Source organism: Herbaspirillum sp. NPDC087042 (assembly GCF_044745245.1).
In the GTDB taxonomy this organism is placed as follows: domain Bacteria; phylum Pseudomonadota; class Gammaproteobacteria; order Burkholderiales; family Burkholderiaceae_D; genus Herbaspirillum.
The window spans coordinates 42,026-60,179 of the sequence record NZ_JBIUZW010000001.1; the positions used below are offsets into that span (position 1 = coordinate 42,026).

Annotated in this window: 14 protein-coding genes; 6 read left to right on the forward strand and 8 right to left on the reverse strand. The window is 64.1% G+C overall.

Annotated features, from left to right (window positions below; all coding sequences use genetic code 11):
* Position 1 precedes the first annotated feature (1 nt).
* Positions 2 to 604, reverse strand: a complete 603-nt coding sequence (locus ACIPHN_RS00215) for a DUF1439 domain-containing protein (RefSeq protein ID WP_400431035.1) — start codon at positions 602 to 604, stop codon at positions 2 to 4.
* A gap of 252 nt (positions 605 to 856) precedes the next feature.
* Here ACIPHN_RS00215 and ACIPHN_RS00220 point away from each other — a divergent pair, with 252 nt between their 5' ends.
* The 4 genes from ACIPHN_RS00220 (at position 857) to ACIPHN_RS00235 (ending at position 5,900) form a co-directional block, all read left to right on the forward strand.
* Positions 857 to 2,455, forward strand: a complete 1,599-nt coding sequence (locus ACIPHN_RS00220) for an ABC-F family ATPase (protein WP_400431037.1) — start codon at positions 857 to 859, stop codon at positions 2,453 to 2,455.
* A gap of 28 nt (positions 2,456 to 2,483) precedes the next feature.
* Complete coding sequence (nadA, locus tag ACIPHN_RS00225; RefSeq protein ID WP_400431039.1) at positions 2,484 to 3,623, forward strand: quinolinate synthase NadA; 1,140 nt, start codon at positions 2,484 to 2,486, stop codon at positions 3,621 to 3,623.
* Positions 3,620 to 4,525 carry a carboxylating nicotinate-nucleotide diphosphorylase gene (gene nadC, locus ACIPHN_RS00230; protein ID WP_400431042.1) on the forward strand — a complete coding sequence of 302 codons (906 nt, stop codon included), beginning with the start codon at positions 3,620 to 3,622 and terminating at the stop codon, positions 4,523 to 4,525. Before nadA ends, nadC begins: the two co-directional genes overlap by 4 nt.
* A 124-nt stretch (positions 4,526 to 4,649) precedes the next feature.
* Complete coding sequence (locus ACIPHN_RS00235; RefSeq protein ID WP_400431045.1) at positions 4,650 to 5,900, forward strand: MASE1 domain-containing protein; 1,251 nt, start codon at positions 4,650 to 4,652, stop codon at positions 5,898 to 5,900.
* Positions 5,901 to 5,912: 12 nt separating this feature from the next.
* Here ACIPHN_RS00235 and ACIPHN_RS00240 read toward each other — a convergent pair whose 3' ends face one another.
* The 3 genes from ACIPHN_RS00240 to purT all read right to left on the reverse strand — a co-directional run bounded on the left by ACIPHN_RS00240 (position 5,913) and on the right by purT (position 11,230).
* On the reverse strand, positions 5,913 to 8,156 hold the full coding sequence (locus ACIPHN_RS00240; RefSeq protein ID WP_400433106.1) for a patatin-like phospholipase family protein: 2,244 nt from the start codon (positions 8,154 to 8,156) through the stop codon (positions 5,913 to 5,915).
* 76 nt (positions 8,157 to 8,232) lie between these two features.
* Positions 8,233 to 9,837 carry an L-aspartate oxidase gene (nadB, locus tag ACIPHN_RS00245; RefSeq protein WP_400431048.1) on the reverse strand — a complete coding sequence of 535 codons (1,605 nt, stop codon included), beginning with the start codon at positions 9,835 to 9,837 and terminating at the stop codon, positions 8,233 to 8,235.
* A gap of 181 nt (positions 9,838 to 10,018) precedes the next feature.
* A complete protein-coding gene (purT, locus tag ACIPHN_RS00250) occupies positions 10,019 to 11,230 on the reverse strand; it encodes a formate-dependent phosphoribosylglycinamide formyltransferase (RefSeq protein ID WP_400431051.1) in 1,212 nt (403 codons plus the stop codon).
* Positions 11,231 to 11,546: 316 nt separating this feature from the next.
* On the opposite strand from purT, the gene ACIPHN_RS00255 reads away from it, so the two are divergent.
* On the forward strand, positions 11,547 to 11,810 hold the full coding sequence (locus ACIPHN_RS00255) for a hypothetical protein (protein WP_400431054.1): 264 nt from the start codon (positions 11,547 to 11,549) through the stop codon (positions 11,808 to 11,810).
* A 9-nt stretch (positions 11,811 to 11,819) separates the two neighbouring features.
* Here ACIPHN_RS00255 and ACIPHN_RS00260 read toward each other — a convergent pair whose 3' ends face one another.
* Genes ACIPHN_RS00260 through ACIPHN_RS00270 form a run of 3 tightly spaced genes read right to left on the reverse strand, consistent with a single transcriptional unit; the run spans position 11,820 to position 14,833 of the window.
* Positions 11,820 to 12,125, reverse strand: coding sequence for a hypothetical protein (locus tag ACIPHN_RS00260; protein WP_400431056.1), 306 nt, complete (start codon positions 12,123 to 12,125; stop codon positions 11,820 to 11,822).
* Between the two features lies 1 nt (position 12,126).
* The gene (locus ACIPHN_RS00265; protein WP_400431059.1) at positions 12,127 to 13,488 is read right to left on the reverse strand and encodes an acyclic terpene utilization AtuA family protein; all 1,362 of its coding nucleotides are present in this window, start codon (positions 13,486 to 13,488) and stop codon (positions 12,127 to 12,129) included.
* A gap of 43 nt (positions 13,489 to 13,531) precedes the next feature.
* Positions 13,532 to 14,833, reverse strand: a complete 1,302-nt coding sequence (locus ACIPHN_RS00270; RefSeq protein ID WP_400431062.1) for a CitMHS family transporter — start codon at positions 14,831 to 14,833, stop codon at positions 13,532 to 13,534.
* 182 nt (positions 14,834 to 15,015) lie between these two features.
* Between ACIPHN_RS00270 and ACIPHN_RS00275 the strand changes: the two genes are divergently transcribed.
* Positions 15,016 to 15,957 carry a LysR family transcriptional regulator gene (locus tag ACIPHN_RS00275; protein ID WP_400431065.1) on the forward strand — a complete coding sequence of 314 codons (942 nt, stop codon included), beginning with the start codon at positions 15,016 to 15,018 and terminating at the stop codon, positions 15,955 to 15,957.
* Positions 15,958 to 16,074: 117 nt separating this feature from the next.
* Here the strand turns inward: ACIPHN_RS00275 and ACIPHN_RS00280 are convergent, their stop codons facing one another.
* Positions 16,075 to 17,736: an MFS transporter gene (locus ACIPHN_RS00280; RefSeq protein ID WP_400431068.1), complete on the reverse strand. Its 1,662-nt coding sequence runs from the start codon at positions 17,734 to 17,736 to the stop codon at positions 16,075 to 16,077.
* Between the last annotated feature and the right edge of the window lie 418 nt (positions 17,737 to 18,154).

Here is an 18,154-nt window from a genome sequence, read left to right on the forward strand (position 1 = left end):
TTCACTGCTGCTTGATCTCGACCTTGACGGCGTTCTGCTCGACCGTGATCTTGCCGGGTTCGAAACGCTTGCCGTTCATCTGCAACTGCTCGGGTTTGAAGGTATAGAGCGGATAGTTGCGCAGCAACTGGTCGGCGGCGGTATTGCCCAGCGCGGTCAGCTGCTGGGCGTATTGCGGCGGTATGTCGCGGCTGTCGACCTTGTCCACCCTGGGGCCGTCCAGGCGCAGCGAGCGCGAGCCGGCATCGTAGCGGAAGCCGCTGCTCAGGGTCAGTACCGCATTGAAGGGGCGCGGCAGCAGCAGGGGATTGAAGATCTGGGCGTCCACCACCGTGTTCATGCGGTTCTGGCCCGGATCCATGCCCAGGCGCGGATTGCTCAGGGTGACGTCGAAGATGTCCATGTAGCGCAGCTTGCGCGGAAACTGCGGCGCAATGGCGGTTTCGATCTGTTGCCTGGAGACACTGTATTCGCTGGTCCAGACGTTGTAGCCGGTATTGGCGGTCTGCGGCTCGCTCGGCGGTTCGCTTTGGGCCAGGCCCAGGGCCGGCGCCAGCAGGGCGCTCAGCAGGACAGTGATGGCAGGAGTGATGGCTCGCTTCATGCTTGCATTTCTCATGGTGGCAAAACGGCTTGGAGCCGCACCAGGGTGGTAAAAATCCCGGAGATTGTAATCCAGGCAAGCTCGGGGAAGGCCATGGACATGGCCGTCTGACAAGTTTTGCGGGTCCGTGGCGGCGGCTAGTCAAGCCGCAGCGGGCTCGCAGTGGTAAAATCCGCCGTTTCGCGTGCCGCGGTTTGGCCTCGGTTGGCCCTGATGGTGCACGCAGGTTTCATTTTAGAAAAGGTTTTCGCAGTGCTATCCACCGCAAACATCACCATGCAGTTCGGCGCCAAGCCGTTGTTCGAGAACATTTCGGTCAAGTTCGGCGATGGCAATCGCTATGGCCTGATCGGCGCCAATGGCTGCGGCAAGTCCACCTTCATGAAGATCCTGGGCGGCGACCTCGAAGCGTCGGCCGGCAACGTCAGCCTGGACGTCAACGAACGCCTGGGTAAATTGCGGCAGGACCAGTTCGCCTATGAAGAAATGCGCGTGCTGGATGTGGTCATGATGGGTCACGTCGAGATGTGGGATGCCATGTCCGAGCGCGACGCCATCTATGCCAACCCGGAAGCCACCGACGACGACTACATGAAGGCTGCCGACCTGGAAGCCCGCTTCGCCGAATTCGACGGCTATACCGCCGAAGCCCGTGCCGGCGAGCTGCTGCTGGGCGTAGGCGTGCCCATCGAACAGCACAGTGGTCCCATGAGCAATGTCGCGCCCGGCTGGAAGCTGCGCGTGCTGCTGGCCCAGGCCCTGTTCTCCAACCCGGACATCCTGCTGCTGGACGAACCGACCAACAACCTGGACATCAACACCATCCGCTGGCTGGAAGACGTGCTCAACGAGCGCAATTCCACCATGATCATCATTTCCCACGATCGCCACTTCTTGAACCAGGTCTGCACCCACATGGCCGACATGGACTATGGCACCCTGAAGATCTACCCGGGCAACTACGACGAGTACATGCTGGCCTCGTCCCAGGCACGTGCCCAGCAACTGGCTGTGAACGCCAAGGCCAAGGAAAAGGTCGCCGAACTGCAGGACTTCGTGCGCCGCTTCTCGGCCAACAAGTCCAAGGCCCGCCAGGCCACCTCGCGCGCCAAGCAGATCGACAAGATCAAGGTCGAGGACATCAAGCCGTCGTCCCGCGTGAACCCCTTCGTCCGCTTCGAAGGCGAGAAGAAGCTGCACCGCCTGGCCGTGGAAACCCAGGGCATCACCAAGACCTACGACCGCGACATCTTCAAGAACTTCAGCATCATGGTCGAAGCCGGCGAGAAGATCGCCATCATCGGTGCCAACGGTGCCGGTAAGACCACGCTGCTGCGCAGCATCGGCGGTGACGTCACCGGCCTGCATCCCGATGCGGGCCAGGTGAAATGGGCCGAGAATGCCAACGTGGGCTACATGCCGCAGGATCCGACCGAGGAATTTGCCGGTGGCGAGACCCTGACCGACTGGATGGGCAAGTGGACCCAGGAAGGCGATGACGACCAGGCCGTGCGTGGCATCCTGGGCCGTCTGCTGTTCTCCGGCGACGACGTCAAGAAGTCCGTGAAGGTGCTCTCCGGTGGCGAAAAGGGCCGCATGATGTACGGCAAGCTGATGCTGGGCCGTCACAACGTGCTGCTGATGGATGAACCGACCAACCACATGGACATGGAGTCCATCGAGTCGCTCAACATCGCGCTGGAAAAATACGCCGGCACCCTGATCTTCGTGTCGCATGACCGTGAATTCGTCTCCTCGCTGGCCAACCGCATCCTCGAAGTCAAGGATGGCCAGGTGATCGACTTCCGCGGCAGCTACGAAGACTACCTGGCCAGCCAGGGCATCGAATAACCCTCATCGCAACGCATTGTTGACCGCCATGCAAGCAACCGCAACCAAGGTCGTCGAGTTCGAGCGACCGCAAATGGAGACCGGCGGTAGTTGTACCGCCAATGCGTGGGCCCGTGTACCGGCCACGCCCAGCCCCGAGGAGCGCGCCAGCCTGAAGGCGCGCATCCGTGACCTGCTCAAGCAAAAGCAGGCGGTGCTGGTGGCGCACTACTACGTCGATGGAGACCTGCAGGACCTCGCCGAGGAAACCGGCGGCTGCGTCTCCGATTCGCTGGAAATGGCCCGTTTCGGTCGTGATCACGCCGCCCAGACCCTGGTGGTCGCCGGCGTGCGTTTCATGGGCGAGACCGCCAAGATCCTGAGCCCCGAAAAACGCATCCTGATGCCCGACCTGGAGGCGACCTGTTCGCTGGACCTGGGTTGTGCGGCCGATGAATTCGCGGCCTTCTGCGACCAGCATCCCGACCGCACCGTGGTGGTCTACGCCAACACCAGCGCCGCCGTGAAGGCGCGCGCCGACTGGATGGTGACCTCGGGCATCGGCCTGGAGATCGTGCAGCACCTGCACGCCCAGGGCAAGAAGATCCTGTGGGCGCCCGACAAGCACCTGGGCGGCTACATCCAGAAGCAGACCGGCGCCGACATGTTGCTGTGGCAGGGTTCCTGCCTGGTCCATGACGAGTTCAAGGGCGTGGAACTGGAACTGATGCGCGCCGAAAACCCCGATGCGCTGGTGCTGGTGCATCCGGAGTCCCCCGAGGCGGTGGTGGCCCAGGCCGATGTGATCGGTTCGACCTCGCAACTGATCGCTGCCGTGCAGAACTCGGATGCGCCGGCCTTCATCGTCGCCACCGACAACGGTATCCTGCACAAGATGCGCGCCGCCGCACCGGGCAAACGCTTCATCGACGCCCCCACGGCCGGCAACAGCGCCACCTGCAAGAGCTGCGCGCATTGCCCGTGGATGGCCATGAACGGCTTGCAGAACCTGCTGCATGTGCTGGAGACCGGCGCCAACGAGATCCACGTCGATCCCGCCGTGGGCAAGAAGGCCGTGGTCTGTATCGACCGCATGCTGGATTTCGCCGCCCAGCGCAAGGCCAATGTGCGCCCCTCGGCGCGCCTGGAAGATGAACAGCAACTGTTTGCAGGGATCGGCCCAGCATGAGTCTCCACGCCATCAAACCCCAGTCCAGCATTGCCGGCAGCAGCCTGCGCAATCCTTTCGCTCCCTTCGACGTGGCCCTGCATGCGGCCTTCGATGCCAACGTCAACCTGGCCATCGCCGAAGACGTCGGGGACTGCGACTACACCGGCCTGCTGGTGCCGGAGAACGAGTTCGTCAAGGCCCGCGTGATCGTGCGCGAAGCCGCCGTGTTGTGTGGCGCGCCCTGGTTCGAGGCCGTCATGACCCGGCTCGACCCGCGCCTGCAGGTCGGCTGGCGCTATGCCGAAGGCGACCTGATGGCCGCCGACAGCGAAGTCTGCACCATCGAAGGCCCGGCACGTGCCTTGCTGACCGCCGAACGCGGCGCCCTGAACTTCCTGCAATTGCTCTCCGGCGTGGCCACCGCCACCCGGCGTTACGTGGAAGTGGTGACGGGCACCCGCGCGGCCATTCTCGATACCCGCAAGACCTTGCCCGGCCTGCGCCTGGCGCAGAAGTACGCGGTGCGTGTGGGCGGTGGCGTCAACCAGCGCCTGGCGCTGTATGACGGCATCCTCATCAAGGAAAACCACATCGCCGCCGCCGGTGGCATCACCGCCGCTGTCGCCGCGGCCCTGAAGCTCAATGCCGGCGTGAGCATCCAGGTCGAGGTGGAAGATATCGCCGAACTCAACGAGGCGCTGCAAGCCGGTGCGCAGTCGATCCTGCTGGACAACTTCTCGCTTGAGATGATGCGCGAGGCGGTGCAGCTCAATGCCGGTCGCGCCGTGCTGGAAGCCTCGGGCGGCATCAACATGCAGACCGTGCGTGCGATTGCCGAAACCGGTGTGGACCGTATCTCCATCGGCAGCCTGACCAAGGACATCCAGGCGACCGACTTCTCGTTGCGCGTCATCGGATAGACCGGCAACGCCATTGCCGTGGTACTGACAAGAAAGGCCCGCCGTGCATCACGGCGGGCCTTTCTTGTCTCGGCTGTTAGAATCGTTTGCACCGCCATCCTGGCGCCCCACGAGAGATCGCACCGTGCAATCCAATGAATTGTCAGCGCCACTGGCGTGGGCCCTTGCCTACTTCATGCTGGGGCTGCTGTCCCGTCAACTGGATGGCGCCCTCTATGGCAGCGGACATGTCTGGCTGCCCGCCGGCATCACCGTGGCCGCGCTGTGGCTGCTGCCCACGGCGCGCTGGTTTGCCTTGCTGGTGCTGCTCATTGCTGCGCAGGTGGTGCTAGGCGCCATCGCCCATCGCGAGCTGTGGCGGGTATTGCTGCTGGCCTTCAATGAAACCCTGATTGCCGCCATCGCCGTGGGCATGTTGCGCGGCCGCTCTCGCGCCATGTCCGGCCCTGCCTTCGTGCGCGACCTGCTGTCGGTGGCGGTGGCCGCCAGCCTGACCAGCGGCCTGCTGGCGGCCCTCTGGCTGCAGGCCACCCAGCGCGTGCCATTGGTGCCGGCATTGCGGATGTCGGCCTTGTCGGAGCTGGTCGGCATCCTGGTCATGACGCCGCCGCTGGTGTTCTGTACCCGGGCGGCCCGCGCCCATCCCGAGGGAATCGCCCGTACCGAGTTCGCGGTCGGGCTGGGCAGCCTGCTGGGCATGCTGGCCTCGGTCTACGTCGCCTTCAATGGCGATCTGGATCGCAAGGTACTGGATGTCAATTTCGGCACGACTTATGTTCCGCTGCTGTTCCTGGCGCTGGTGACGGTGGCCTGGGGTGCCCGCAGTGGCGCCTGGTCGGTGTTGCTGCTGAGCGTGATCGCCATGGCCTATGACATGCTGGGACGGGGACCTTTCGCCCAGCTGGTGCAGCTGCACGCCAGCAATGCCTTGCTGGAGCTGCAGGTCTACCTGGGAATGGCGGCCTTGCTGGCCCTGCTGATCGGGGCCTTCAAGACGCGTCGTGAGCGCATCCACGAAGAGGTCGGCGCCTGGAAGAGCCAGGTCGCACTGTCGCTGGCGGCCAGCCGCCAGGTGGCCTATATCTTCGATGTGGAGTCCTGCCGCTTTGCCTGGCACGGCGATGTGCTGGCCGTGCTGGGTGCGCCGGCGCACTGCCTGCAGGAGCTGGAACAGGTGCTGGCCCTGGTTTCGCCGCTGGACCAGGCGCGCCTGCGCCAACGCTGGATGCAGGAAGATGACGCACCCCATGCGACCCAGATGCTGGTGCGCCTGCAGGATGGCAGCACGGTACTGGATCGCAGCCGGCCCCTGCCCAGGGGGCGTGACGGGCGACCTCGCGTGGCCGGTGTCTGGCAGATGGAGCCGGCCGACTGAGCCCTCAGCGCATCAGAAGACGCGGCCCAGTTGCAGGTACAGGTTCCACACTCCTTGCTGGCCCAGGGCCACGCCGAAGTAAAGCGGGCCCACCGGGCTGGTTCCGCCCAGGAACAGACTCAGGCTCTTCTTGTAGGGGCCGTCGCCGAAGGCATCCCGGTTCTGCCACACATTGCCGGCTTCAAGACTGGTGCCCAGTACCGGCTTGCGCAGGCCGGGCAGGGCATCGTCGGCGAGGTCGCGCAGCCAGCTCAGGCGTCCGTACAGCAGGTAGTTGCCGAAGAACTGGTCGGGTGCATAGGCCGAGAGGTGCTGGAATCCGCCCAGCGTGAAGCCCAGGCCGGCACTGTTGGCCGACAGGCTGCTGGCGCCTTCGAGAGCCACGTTGATGGTGTTGTTGTCGCGGCTGAAGGCCCACAGGGTCTTGGCCTGCATGTCGGAGAAGCGTCGCTGCTCGCCGCCAAAGCCGCGATTGGCCTCGGCCGAGAGGTAATAGCCCCGGCGTGGGAAGAGCGCATCATCGAGCTGGTCGATGGTCAGGCGCAGGCGCGCCACCGGCTGGCTGCTCTGGTAGGACTGGAACTGGGCGCCGCTGTCAGGTGGCAAGTTGTAGGAGGGGGAGTAATCCACATGCTGGTAGCTCACCCCCATGCGCAATTCACCCAGGCGCGAGAGCGGCACGCCCAGGTCCAGACCGGCGATGGCCGAATCGATGCGGTACTCGTTGACCGGCGTGGCCTTCACGTCGCTGCCATCGAGATAGACATCGACGTAGCGCCGCCTGATCTGCACATAGGGCGCGAGATAGCTGCCACTGTCGCCCCAGATGGGCTGGCGCAGCTCGCTCTCCAGGCTGGCTCCCTTGGCGCCCAGCAGCAGGTCATTGCGCCATTCCAGGCCACTGTCATTGATCCAGGGGTAGCGGTGGCCGATCTGCAGGTTGAAGCCGCCATGGCCATTGAAGCTGTTCGACAGCCCCAGGCCGAACAGCAGGTATTGCGGTCCCCAGGACTTTTCCTCGGCCTCGATCACCAGGACGTTGCTGCCATCGTCACGTCGCACCAGTTCCTGCGTGACGGCATTGAAGTCACCGTGGGTGGCCAGCTGGGCGAGTTGCTGGTTGATCTGCTGGCCGTCGTAGAGGTCGCCCTCCCTGACGGCCAGCCGGCTGCGGACATAGCTGGCCGGGATATGGCTGCCACTATGGATCTCGATGGCGTCGATGCGGGTGCCGCCGGCCAGCGCCGGGCCGCCATGCTGGCGGGTCTCCAGATAGGCCTGCCATTGCGCCGGCGACAGCGACAGCTGCAGCAGCCTTGCCTGCTGCGCCTGGGCGGCTTCCCAGCCGGCGTTGATGCCATCCTTGCCGCGCGCGAAGTCGGTGAAGGACATGCCCTCCATGTGCGGTTCGATCAGCACGTCGCCACGCCCCAGCAAGGCTTTTTGCGCCTTCACGTTCTGCTGGATCAGGATCCCCACCATCTGCTGGGCGACGGCCGTGGGCGATTGCAGTTGCGCGGCATCCTGCAGGGGCGTGGCGATGTTGACTGCGATCACCACGTCGGCCCCCATGTCGCGTGCGGTCTGTACCGGCAGGTTGCTGACCAGGCCACCGTCGACCAGGGTGCGCGTGCCGATGACGAACGGCGCGAACAGCCCCGGCACGGCCATGCTGGCGCGCATGGCGCGCGGCAGGGAACCGTGGTCCAGTACCACTTCGCTGCCCAGGCTCAAGTCGGTCGCGACGGCACGGAAGGGAATGGGCAGACGCGCAAAGTCGATATTGGCCGGCAGCTGTGCGGTCCAGTTCTGCAGCAGCGTGAGCAGCTTGTTGCCCTGGACCAGGCCGGAGGCCAGCTTGAGCTTGCCCTCGTCCAGGCCGGCCGCCAGCGAGATCGGATACTGGAATTCGTCTTCGCGTTGCGACTGCGGCAGTCGCGGGCGTTCGTTGCGGTCGAAGGCAATGTCGGAGAGGTTGGTGGCGGCCAGGCGGTGCTCCAGCTCATCCGCGCTCAGTCCGCTGGCATAGAGTCCGCCGATGAGCGCACCCATGCTGGTGCCGGCGATGCAATCGATGGGGATGTGCAATTGCTCCAGGTATTGCAGCACGCCCAGGTGGGCATAGCCACGCGCACCACCGCCGGAGAGCACCAGGCAGATGCGTGGGCGCTGGGCGGGTGCGGCCTGGATGGGGGCTGGCTCGCCGGCATGGGCCGGCGTGGCCAGTGCTGCCAGCATGAGCAATACGGACAGCATGGACAGCACGGACAGCACGGTCGGCCGGATCAGCCGGAGAGGGCGCATCAGCGCACGCACGGACGCACCCACGGCGTCACTGGCGGCCGGGAAGGATGGTCGGTGTGGCGCGCGGCAGCGTGCGTGGATAGTCCTGGCTGAAATGCAGGCCGCGGCTTTCCTTGCGGGTCAGGGCGCTGGCCACGATCAGCTGGGCCACATCGACCAGGTTGCGCAACTCCAGCAGGTCGCGCGAGATGCGGAAGTTGGCGTAGTACTCGTCGATCTCTTCCTTGAGCAGGCGGATGCGGTGCTGGGCGCGTTCCAGACGCTTGTCGGTACGCACGATGCTGACGTAGTTCCACATGAAGCGGCGCAATTCATCCCAGTTGTGGGCGATCACCACTTCCTCGTCGGCGTCGGTGACGCGGCTCTCGTCCCACTGCGGTACCTCGGCCAGGCGCCAGGTGCCGGCGGCCAGGTCGCGTTCGATATCTTCGGCTGCCGAGCGGCCCAGCACCAGGCATTCCAGGAGCGAATTGCTGGCCAGGCGGTTGGCGCCATGCAGGCCGGTATAGGCGGTCTCGCCCACCGCATACAGGCCCGGCAGGTCGGTTCGCCCGGCCATGTCGGTGACCACGCCGCCACAGGTGTAGTGCGCCGCCGGCACCACCGGGATGGGCTGCTGCGTGATGTCGATGCCGAACTCCAGGCAGCGCGCCTGGATGGTCGGGAAGTGCTCGGCGATGAAGGCCGGGCTCTGGTGGCTGATATCCAGGTCCACATGATCCAGGCCGCGCTTCTTCATCTCGAAGTCGATGGCGCGCGCCACGATGTCGCGCGGCGCCAGCTCGGCCCGGTCGTCATGCTCGGGCATGAAGCGCTGGCCGGCGGCGCTACCGGCCGAAGCGGGCAGCTTGAGCAGGGCGCCTTCGCCGCGCAGGGCTTCGCTGATCAGGAAGGACTTGGCATAGGGGTGGTACAGGCAGGTCGGGTGGAACTGGATGAATTCCATGTTGGCCACGCGGCAACCGGCGCGCCAGGCCATGGCGATACCGTCGCCAGTGGCCGAATCGGGGTTGGAGGTGTACAGGTAGACCTTGCCGGCGCCGCCGGTGGCCAGCACCGTGCGCGCGGCGGCAATGGCCAGCACACGACCGCTGCTGGTGTCTTGCACGTGCACGCCCTGGCAGCGCGGCTCGGCCTTGGGATCCTGCTTGCGGGCGTGGATCAGGTCGATGGCGCAGTGATGCTCCAGCAGGGTGATATTGGGATGGGCGCGCACGCGCTGCTCCAGCGTGACCTGCACCGCATGGCCGGTGGCATCGGCGGCGTGGATGATGCGGCGCTGGCTGTGGCCGCCTTCGCGGGTGAGGTGATAGCCCAGCTCGGCGCTGTCGTCGCGGGTGAAGGGCACTCCCTGGGCGATGAGCCATTCGATGGCCTGGCGCCCGTGCTCGACGATGTAGCGGGTCGATGCTTCGTCGCACAGGCCGGCACCGGCGACCAGGGTGTCATCGATGTGCTGGGCGTGGCTGTCGCCCGAATCCAGCACGGCGGCGATGCCGCCCTGGGCCCAGTTGCTGGCCCCATCCAGCAGTTCGCCCTTGGAGACGACCACGACCTGATACTTTTCGGCAAGATGGAGAGCTACGGAGAGACCGGCCAGGCCGCTGCCGATGATGGCGACATCGCACTTCATGATCGTGAGCAAAGCTGCTGTTGTGGAGGGAGGCGACGATTATAACCAGTCGGGCGCCCAAAACTCTTTATATCGTTTGCAGACCGCTTGTTGCTGCCAGGCTATAAGGCAAGGCCACAAAGCAAGACGGGCCCCGATTTGCATCGGGGCCCGTCCGGGATGGCCTATGGCGTGCTAACGCTTATTCCGGGATGACCGGCTTGACCTTGGCGGCGGCCTGCTTGGCGCGGATGCGTGCGGTTTCGACGCTGTCGGCGCTGGCCAGGGCCACGCCCATACGGCGGCGGGCGAAGGATTCCGGCTTGCCGAACAGGCGGATATCGGCACCCGGGATGCGCAGGGCATCGGCCACGCCGTCGAAGGCGATGGCGCGGGCGTCGTGCTGGCCGTAGATGACGGCCGAGGCGCCAGGCGTCTTCAGGGCGGTATTGACCGGCAAGCCCAGGATGGCCTTGGCATGCAGTTCGAATTCGCTCTGCACCTGGCTGACCATGGTGACCATGCCGGTGTCATGCGGACGCGGGCTGACTTCGGAGAACCAGACCATGTCGCCCTTGACGAACAACTCCACGCCAAACAGGCCCAGGCCGCCGAGGTTCTCGGTGACCTTGCGGGCGATGTCGCGGGCCTTGTCCAGGGCGGCCGTGGGCATCGGGTGCGGCTGCCAGGATTCGACGTAGTCGCCCTTGACCTGCACGTGGCCGATGGGGTCGCAGAAGCTGGTGATGGTATCGCCGTTTTCGTTGAGCGAACGCACCGTCAGCAGGGTGATTTCGTAGTCGAAGTCGATGAAGCCTTCGACGATCACGCGACCGGCATCGACGCGGCCACCGGCGGCGGCGTAGTTCCAGGCGGTTTCGATCTCGCCGGGACCATCGATCTTGGACTGGCCCTTGCCGGAGGACGACATCACGGGCTTGATCACGCAGGGATAGCCGATCTGGTCGATGGCGGCCTTCAGTTCATCCAGGCTGTCGGCGAAGCGGTAGGGCGAGGTCGCCAGGGCCAGGGTTTCGCCGGCCAGGCGGCGGATGCCTTCGCGGTTCATCGTCAGCCAGGCCGCACGCGCGGTCGGGATGACGTTGACGCGGCCGGCTTCTTCCAGCTTGACCAGGGTTTCGGTGGCAATGGCCTCGATCTCGGGCACGATCAGGTCCGGCTTTTCCTGCTCGATCAGCGCGGTCAGGGCGGCGCCATCGGTCATGTTGATGACGTGGGCGCGATGCGCGACCTGGTGGCCGGGGGCGTTTTCATAACGGTCAACGGCGATCACTTCCACGCCCAGGCGTTGCAGGGCGATGATGACTTCCTTGCCCAGTTCGCCGGAGCCCAGCAGCATGACCTTGGTGGCGGAAGGAGAAAGCGGCGTGCCGAGTCGAGTTGGTTTTTTCATATTTGGGGAGAGTATCAGCAGCGTGCTGATGCAGTGCGAGAATGAATCACGGGCGGACGATACCAAATCTTGCGGGCTTTGGACAGTCGCAATGTACGCAGTTTTAAGCAAAGTAATCGGTGAAAATTTGCCTATTTTTCTCGTGGGAAACTGATTGTCACTAAGGAGTTAAGCGGATTCAATAACCTCGCTTTATCTATGCCTAACTAGCTACAACTTAGTACGAACCCCATGTTCCTGTATTTTGAGAATATCCCTGCTCACTATTAGGCGCGCTTTCTAATACATCTCATTCTCGGCCCAAGGAGAGACCGCAATGACCGACCATTCTTGCAGGCCACCAATCGAATCTATGCAGAAGCATAAAAAGGCAAGTCCTGAGCCCGACGTTAAGCGCTCACCAACAGAGGCGACAAAAACGAACCTGAAATCCGAGGCTGAACTCGATCTCACGGATCAACTTCCTCTAGGAGATGCAATGATGCAATTGAGCAAGAATATGGGCTTGCGCAATGAGGAGGTCGAGGCAATCCTTGCTACCAGGGATAGGCGGCCAGCGGAGCCAATGGAGTTTGACTAAGGGCACTATTCAAGCTCCCAGTTCAATGCCCAGCATCACCCCCGACAACGCCTTCCCATGCGCATCCAGCGCCAATGAGCGTGTCACGCCGCCACCCAGTGCACGCTGCATGACGAAATTGAGTGCCCCCAACTGCGGCAAGGCATGCCGCACCACCTCTCCCTGCACGACCCCCGCAAAATGCGCCCGCACGCGCTCGGCGGTCAGTTCGCGTTCCAGCAGGGCGTAGTCTTCGATACGGTAAGCAATCACCGAGATATTGGAAATGTCGCCCTTGTCCCCGGCGCGTGAATGGGCGATGTCTCTGAGCTGCATGTCAGACCTCCTCGATATGAACGGATGGATGCACCAGGTCGCGCGGCAGCAGCAGCGACAGCACGGCGATGACCTCGCGGGCAGCCTTGGTCGCGCCGCCGCCACCGGCCGGGCCGTTGGTGTAGAGGGTCTCGACTTCGTTACCGATGCGTACCGCTTCCCTCATGCTGGCCGTGCGTCCGGCCACGCGCAGGCGTACTTCCTGCGGCTCGGGTGCGTTGGCGGCCGACGCCATCTGCTTGCTGCTGATGGCGTTCACGCCGATCAGGTCCAGGCGCAGTTCCTCTACCTGCACCCCGGTCAGCGCCAGGCGCTCGCGCACGATGTCGGCGGCCAGTTGAGCGCGGGCTTGCGCACCCGGACCAGCGTACGAAATCTGGCCCTCGCCGATGAAGCTGTCGCGGTAGCCCAGTGTGGTCTTCAGCGTGTGCGGCCGCGCGCGGCCACGGCCACCGGTGACGGCGACGCGGTCATGGCCGATCTCGGTGATGCGCACCTGCGAGAAATCGGCGATCACGTCCGGCGTGTAGTAGGCAGCGGGATCATGGATTTCATAGAGCAGTTGTTCCTTGCAGGTCTGGGCCGTCACCTGGCCGCCGGAGCCGGCCACCTTGGTGATGATGGCACTGCCGTCGGCGCTGATCTCGCCAATGGGAAATCCCAGTCGCGCCAGCCCGGCCACGTCTTTCCTGCCAGGGTCGGCAAAGTAACCGCCAGTGATCTGGCCCGCGCATTCCAGCAGATGGCCGACCACGGTCCCCTGGCCCAGCCTGTCCCAGTCATCCTCGGCCCAGCCGAATTCGTGGACCAGCGGCGCCAGCACCAGCGCCGGATCGGCTACCCGGCCGGTCACGATCACGTCGGCGCCAGCTTGCAGGGCTTCCAGGATGGGGGCCACGCCCAGATAGGCATTGGCCGAGATCAGGCGATCTCCCAGGGATGTTACCTGCTGGCCATTGTCCTCGATGCGGAAGTTGCCGGCCTGCACCGCCTCCAGCACATCGTCACCGATGACGGCGGCGACCTTCAGCTGGGTCAGTCCCAGTTCGCGGGAGATCTCGCGGATACGTTGCGCCGCCGCCTGCGGATTGGCTGCGCCCATATTGGTGATGATGCGCACGCCCTTGTCGGCACAGGTCTTGAGTACCGCGTGCATGCGCTCGGCCAGCAGCGGATCGTAGCCCTTGGTCGGGTCGGCCAGTCGCGCCTGCTGGCCGATGGCGATGGTGCGCTCGGCCAGGCATTCGAAGATCAGGTAGTCGAGCTGGCCATGCTCGGCCAGTTCGGCCGCCGGCTCGATGCGGTCGCCCGAGTAGCCGGCGCCGGCGCCGATGCGCACTACGCGTTGCGGGTCGTGGGTCATGCGATTCTCCAAAACGGTGGGTTCCCGGTCGGTGCGGCAGCACTCAGAACAGCGGGAATAGGCCCAGCACCACGCAGGCAATGGTCATCACCACCGAGGCGCCAAAGAGGAAGGGGATGGTGTATTTCTGGTGGTCGGCCAGCTCGATGCCGGCCAGGCCGCAGACCAGGAAGGTGGCGGGCGTCAACGGGCTGACCGGGAAGCCGGTGGTCATCTGGCCCAGCAATGCCGCCTGTGCGACCTGGATGGTCGGCACGCCCAGCATATGGCTGACCTCGGCAATCACCGGCAGCACACCGAAGTAGAAGGAATCCGGATCGAACAGCAGCGACAGCGGCATCGACAGGAGGCCCAGCACCACCGGGATATGACCGGCCATCTCGGGCGGCACGAAGCCCACCGCCGTCTTGGCCATGGCCGTCAACATGCCCGACTTGGTCATGATGCCGGTGAACACGCCGGCGGCGAAGAGGATGCTGGCCATCAGCAGGGCTGCCTTGGCGTGGGCGTCGATGCGTTCGCGCTGCATGGTGACGTCGCGGTAGTTGATCATCAGGGCCAGTACCACGCCGATCATGAACATCACCACCGGATCGACCTTGCCGCTGATCATCACGCCCAGCACGAAGACGGTGAGTACGATGTTGATCCAGAAATTCTGCGGACGGCGGATCTTCTGCTGCGCCTCGCTGAGTTCGTGCTGCTGCACGAAGTCCACGGTGGAGCCCTTGCCCAAGCCGAGGCGGCGCTCTTCCTTCAGGCCCAGCAGGTATGAGGCGATGAAGACAAAGGCCAGGCCCACCAGTTGCACCGGCACCAGCGGCGTGAAGATCTCCGACACCGGGATATGCAGTGCCGCCGAGGCGCGGATCATCGGCCCGGTCCAGGGCAGGAAATTCACGCCCGCCGCTAGCGAGGCCACGCAGGCCAGGATGCGCTTGTCGATGCCCAGACGGTTGTACAGCGGCAACATGGCCGGGATGGTGATCAGGAAGGTCACCGCGCCCGAGCCATCCAGGTGGATCAGCAGTGCCAGCAGGGCCGTGCCCGGCACGATGCGGGTCGGGCGGCTGCCCACGGTCTTGAGGATGCGGCTGATGATGGGGTCCAGCATGCCGGCGTCGGTGACGATGCCGAAGAACAGGATGGCGAAGACGAACATGCCTGCCACCGGTGCGATGGCGGTCACGCCCGAGACGATGAACTTCGAGGTCTGCAAGCCGAAACCGCCTACCAGTGCGGCGGCGATGGGGATGGCGATCAGCGCCACCAGGGGCGACATCTTCTTGGTGAGGATGGCCGTAAACAACAGGACAATCGTGACAAAGCCTAGCAGGGCTAACATGCGGGTCTCCGGTTTGGTGTGATGTTCTTGTGTGCTTCTCCATCACGCCGTTTTGTTGTTCTGTTTCCGATGCGGGCGGGAAGGGAGCAGGGCGAGTGTAGGTGGCGGTCGATTTTGTTGTAAAGTCGCTTTTTTCGATTGATTGACCTGGTTTTCAGGATAATCAGGGAGGACGCTGCACCATGCAAACCAATATCTCCACCCGCCTGCTGCAGGCCTTCCTGGCCCTGGCCGACTGCCGCCATTTCGGCCATGCGGCCGAACGCTGCCACGTCTCGCAATCGGCCTTCAGCGCCATGATCCAGAAGCTCGAAGCCGCCGCCGGCACGCGCCTGTTCGAGCGCGACACGCGCAATGTCACGCTCACGCCCGAAGGCGAATTGTTCGTGCAGGTAGCGCGCCAGCTGGTCCACGATATCGAGGCCGCCTTTGCCGACATGAGTGATTACGTGGCGCGCCGCAAGGGACGCGTTGCCATCGCCGCCTTGCCCTCGCTGGCGGCCGGCTGGCTGCCGCCGGTGCTGGCGCAGTACCGGCAGCGCCATCCCGGTGTGACGGTGGAATTGTTCGATGCCATCTCCGACCAGTGCCTGGATCTGTTGCGCCAGGGCCGGGCCGATATCGCGCTGACCGCACCGGGGCCGAACCTGACCGAATTCCAGACCCGTCCGCTGTGTTCCGATCCGTTCTACCTGGTCTGTCGCCGGGATCACAAGCTGGCGACCAGGCGCCGTATCAAGGTGGCACAACTGGCCGGCTGCGAGATGATCCACCTGGGCCGCTCCACCAGCGTGCGCCAGCACCTCGATGCGGTATTGCGCCCCGGGGGCGTGATCCATACCGGACTGGAGGTGGAGCACCTGGCCACGGTGGCTGCCTTGATCGAGAGCGGCCTGGGCGTGAGCGTAGTGCCTGAGCTGACCCTGTTCCAGTTCCGCCTGCCCAATCTGGTGGCGATCCCGCTGGATGCGCCCGAGCTGGTGCGGCCGCTGCTGATTGTCACGCCCAAGGAGCGTAGCCTCTCCATCGCCGCCCAGGGCTTGCTGGAACTGGTGCAGGGCAAGGCTGCCGCCGAAGCGGGCTCGCCCAGACGCAAAGCCCCGCGTACAGGCGCGGGGCAATAAAAAAGACCGGACGGATTTCCGGTTCCGTCCGGTCAGTCTTGAAGGAATCTGGCTCCTTCCCGCCTCGTCATCCCGGCCGCAACGGACCGGGAGGCTTGCTCAAGACGGGCGCCCAGCTCAATCGTGGATGTTGTTGTGCACGGTTTCCTTGACGAACAGCAGGCCGATGACCACGGTGGCCAGGGCGATCACGATCGGATACCACAGGCCGTAGTAGATGTCGCCCTTGAAGGCCACCAGCGCGAAGGAGGTGGTCGGCAGCAGGCCGCCAAACCAGCCGTTACCGATGTGGTAGGGCATGGACATGGAGGTGTAGCGGATGCGGGTCGGGAACATTTCCACCAGGCAGGCGGCGATCGGGCCGTAGACCATGGTCACGTAGATCACCAGGATGAACAGCAGCAGCAGGACCATGGGCTTGTTCATCTGGTCCGGATCCGCCTTGCTCGGATAGCCGGCAGCCTTGATGTCGTCAGCCAGTTCCTTGGACAGGGCCTTGTCCTTTTCGGCGGCTTCTTCCTTGGACAGGGCAGCCGAGTCATAGGAGGTGATGACCTTGTCGCCGATCTTGACGGTGGCCACCGAGCCCGGAGCACCCGCCACGTTCTCGTAGTTCACCGAGGCAGCCGACAGCTTGCCCTTGACGATGTCGCAAGACGAAGTGAACTTCTTGGTACCGGTCGGGTTGAACTGGAACTGGCAGCTTGCCGGGTCGGCGGTGACGATCACCGGCGCCTTTTGCAGGGCCGCTTCCAGGGCCGGGTTGGCGAAGTGGGTCAGGCCGCTGAAGATCGGGAAGTAGGTCACGGCGGCGATCAGGCAGCCACCCAGGATGATGGGCTTGCGGCCGATCTTGTCCGACAGCGAACCGAAGAACAGGAAGAAGGGCGTTGCCAGCAGCAGTGCCAGGGCCACCAGGATGTTGGCGGTGGCGCCATCGACCTTGAGGGTCTGGGTCAGGAAGAACAGGGCATAGAACTGGCCGGTGTACCACACCACGGCCTGGCCGGCGGTTAGGCCCACCAGCGCCAGGATGACCAGCTTGAGGTTCTTCCATTGACCGAAGGCTTCGGTCAGCGGTGCCTTGGAGGTCTTGCCCTCGGACTTCATCTTCAGGAAGGCCGGCGACTCGTTCATGGACATGCGGATCCACACCGAGATGGCCAGCAGCAGGATGGAGACCAGGAAGGGAATGCGCCAGCCCCATTCGGCGAAGGCGGCTTCGCCCACCGAGGTGCGCACGCCCAGGATCACCAGCAGCGACAGGAACAGGCCCATCGTGGCGGTGGTCTGGATCCACGCGGTGAAGGAGCCACGGCGGCCTTCCGGTGCGTGCTCGGCCACGTAGGTGGCAGCGCCGCCGTATTCACCACCCAGTGCCAGGCCCTGCAGGATGCGCAGGACGATCAGGATGATCGGGGCGGTGATGCCGATGGAGTTGTAGTTGGGCAGCACGCCGACGATGAAGGTCGAGGCACCCATGATCAGGATGGTCACCAGGAAGGTGTACTTGCGACCGACCAGGTCACCCAGGCGGCCGAACACCAGCGCGCCGAACGGACGCACGATGAAGCCGGCAGCAAAGGCCAGCAGCGCGAAGATGAAGCCGGTGTTGGGATCGGTGCCGGCAAAGAACTGCTTGGCGATGATGGCGGCGAGCGAACCGTACAGGTAGAAGTCGTACCATTCGAAAACGGTGCCTAGGGAAGAGGCAAAGATGACTTTGCGTTCCTCCGGGGTGATGCCGCGCGCAGTCGTGCTGACTGATGCTGTGGTCATGCTGGTCTCCTTGGTTTTAATTGATATTGCTACTGCAATCGATGCAATCGGCTAACGGAATGCGACTGATGCAACAGATGGTCGAATGGGGCGTTATGCAAGAACGCACCGGAGAGCACATGACACATGACGATGGGCATCGTCTCCCGGTCAAACACAAACTGCGGTATTGGTTCGCATTGCTTGCGTAAGGACCCACTTGTCCATGCGGCGAGTGTGCGACGCCAAGCTTACGCAAGACTTTCTCGAAACTTACACAAGCTTACAGGGGAAAACTGCTGATTCTGGTTGCGACGCAGCACGGAAAAGCCCGGCTGGCAAGGGTGTGGCGCGAGAGGAGGATATTGCGATGCAGCGACCGGGTGGCCGCTGCATCTGAGGCATCAGGCGGGTAAGGATTTTCCTGACACCTGCCCGC

Excerpts from the sequence above, each read along its gene's own strand:
- ACIPHN_RS00215 (WP_400431035.1), bottom strand. The coding sequence starts at position 604 with ATGAAGCGAGCCATCACTCCTGCCATCACTGTCCTGCTGAGCGCCCTG.
- nadA (WP_400431039.1), top strand. The coding sequence starts at position 2,484 with ATGCAAGCAACCGCAACCAAGGTCGTCGAGTTCGAGCGACCGCAAATG.
- nadC (WP_400431042.1), top strand. The coding sequence starts at position 3,620 with ATGAGTCTCCACGCCATCAAACCCCAGTCCAGCATTGCCGGCAGCAGC.
- ACIPHN_RS00240 (WP_400433106.1), bottom strand. The coding sequence starts at position 8,156 with ATGCTGTCCGTATTGCTCATGCTGGCAGCACTGGCCACGCCGGCCCAT.
- nadB (WP_400431048.1), bottom strand. The coding sequence starts at position 9,837 with ATGAAGTGCGATGTCGCCATCATCGGCAGCGGCCTGGCCGGTCTCTCC.
- purT (WP_400431051.1), bottom strand. The coding sequence starts at position 11,230 with ATGAAAAAACCAACTCGACTCGGCACGCCGCTTTCTCCTTCCGCCACC.
- ACIPHN_RS00255 (WP_400431054.1), top strand. The coding sequence starts at position 11,547 with ATGACCGACCATTCTTGCAGGCCACCAATCGAATCTATGCAGAAGCAT.
- ACIPHN_RS00260 (WP_400431056.1), bottom strand. The coding sequence starts at position 12,125 with ATGCAGCTCAGAGACATCGCCCATTCACGCGCCGGGGACAAGGGCGAC.
- ACIPHN_RS00265 (WP_400431059.1), bottom strand. The coding sequence starts at position 13,488 with ATGACCCACGACCCGCAACGCGTAGTGCGCATCGGCGCCGGCGCCGGC.
- ACIPHN_RS00270 (WP_400431062.1), bottom strand. The coding sequence starts at position 14,833 with ATGTTAGCCCTGCTAGGCTTTGTCACGATTGTCCTGTTGTTTACGGCC.
- ACIPHN_RS00275 (WP_400431065.1), top strand. The coding sequence starts at position 15,016 with ATGCAAACCAATATCTCCACCCGCCTGCTGCAGGCCTTCCTGGCCCTG.
- ACIPHN_RS00280 (WP_400431068.1), bottom strand. The coding sequence starts at position 17,736 with ATGACCACAGCATCAGTCAGCACGACTGCGCGCGGCATCACCCCGGAG.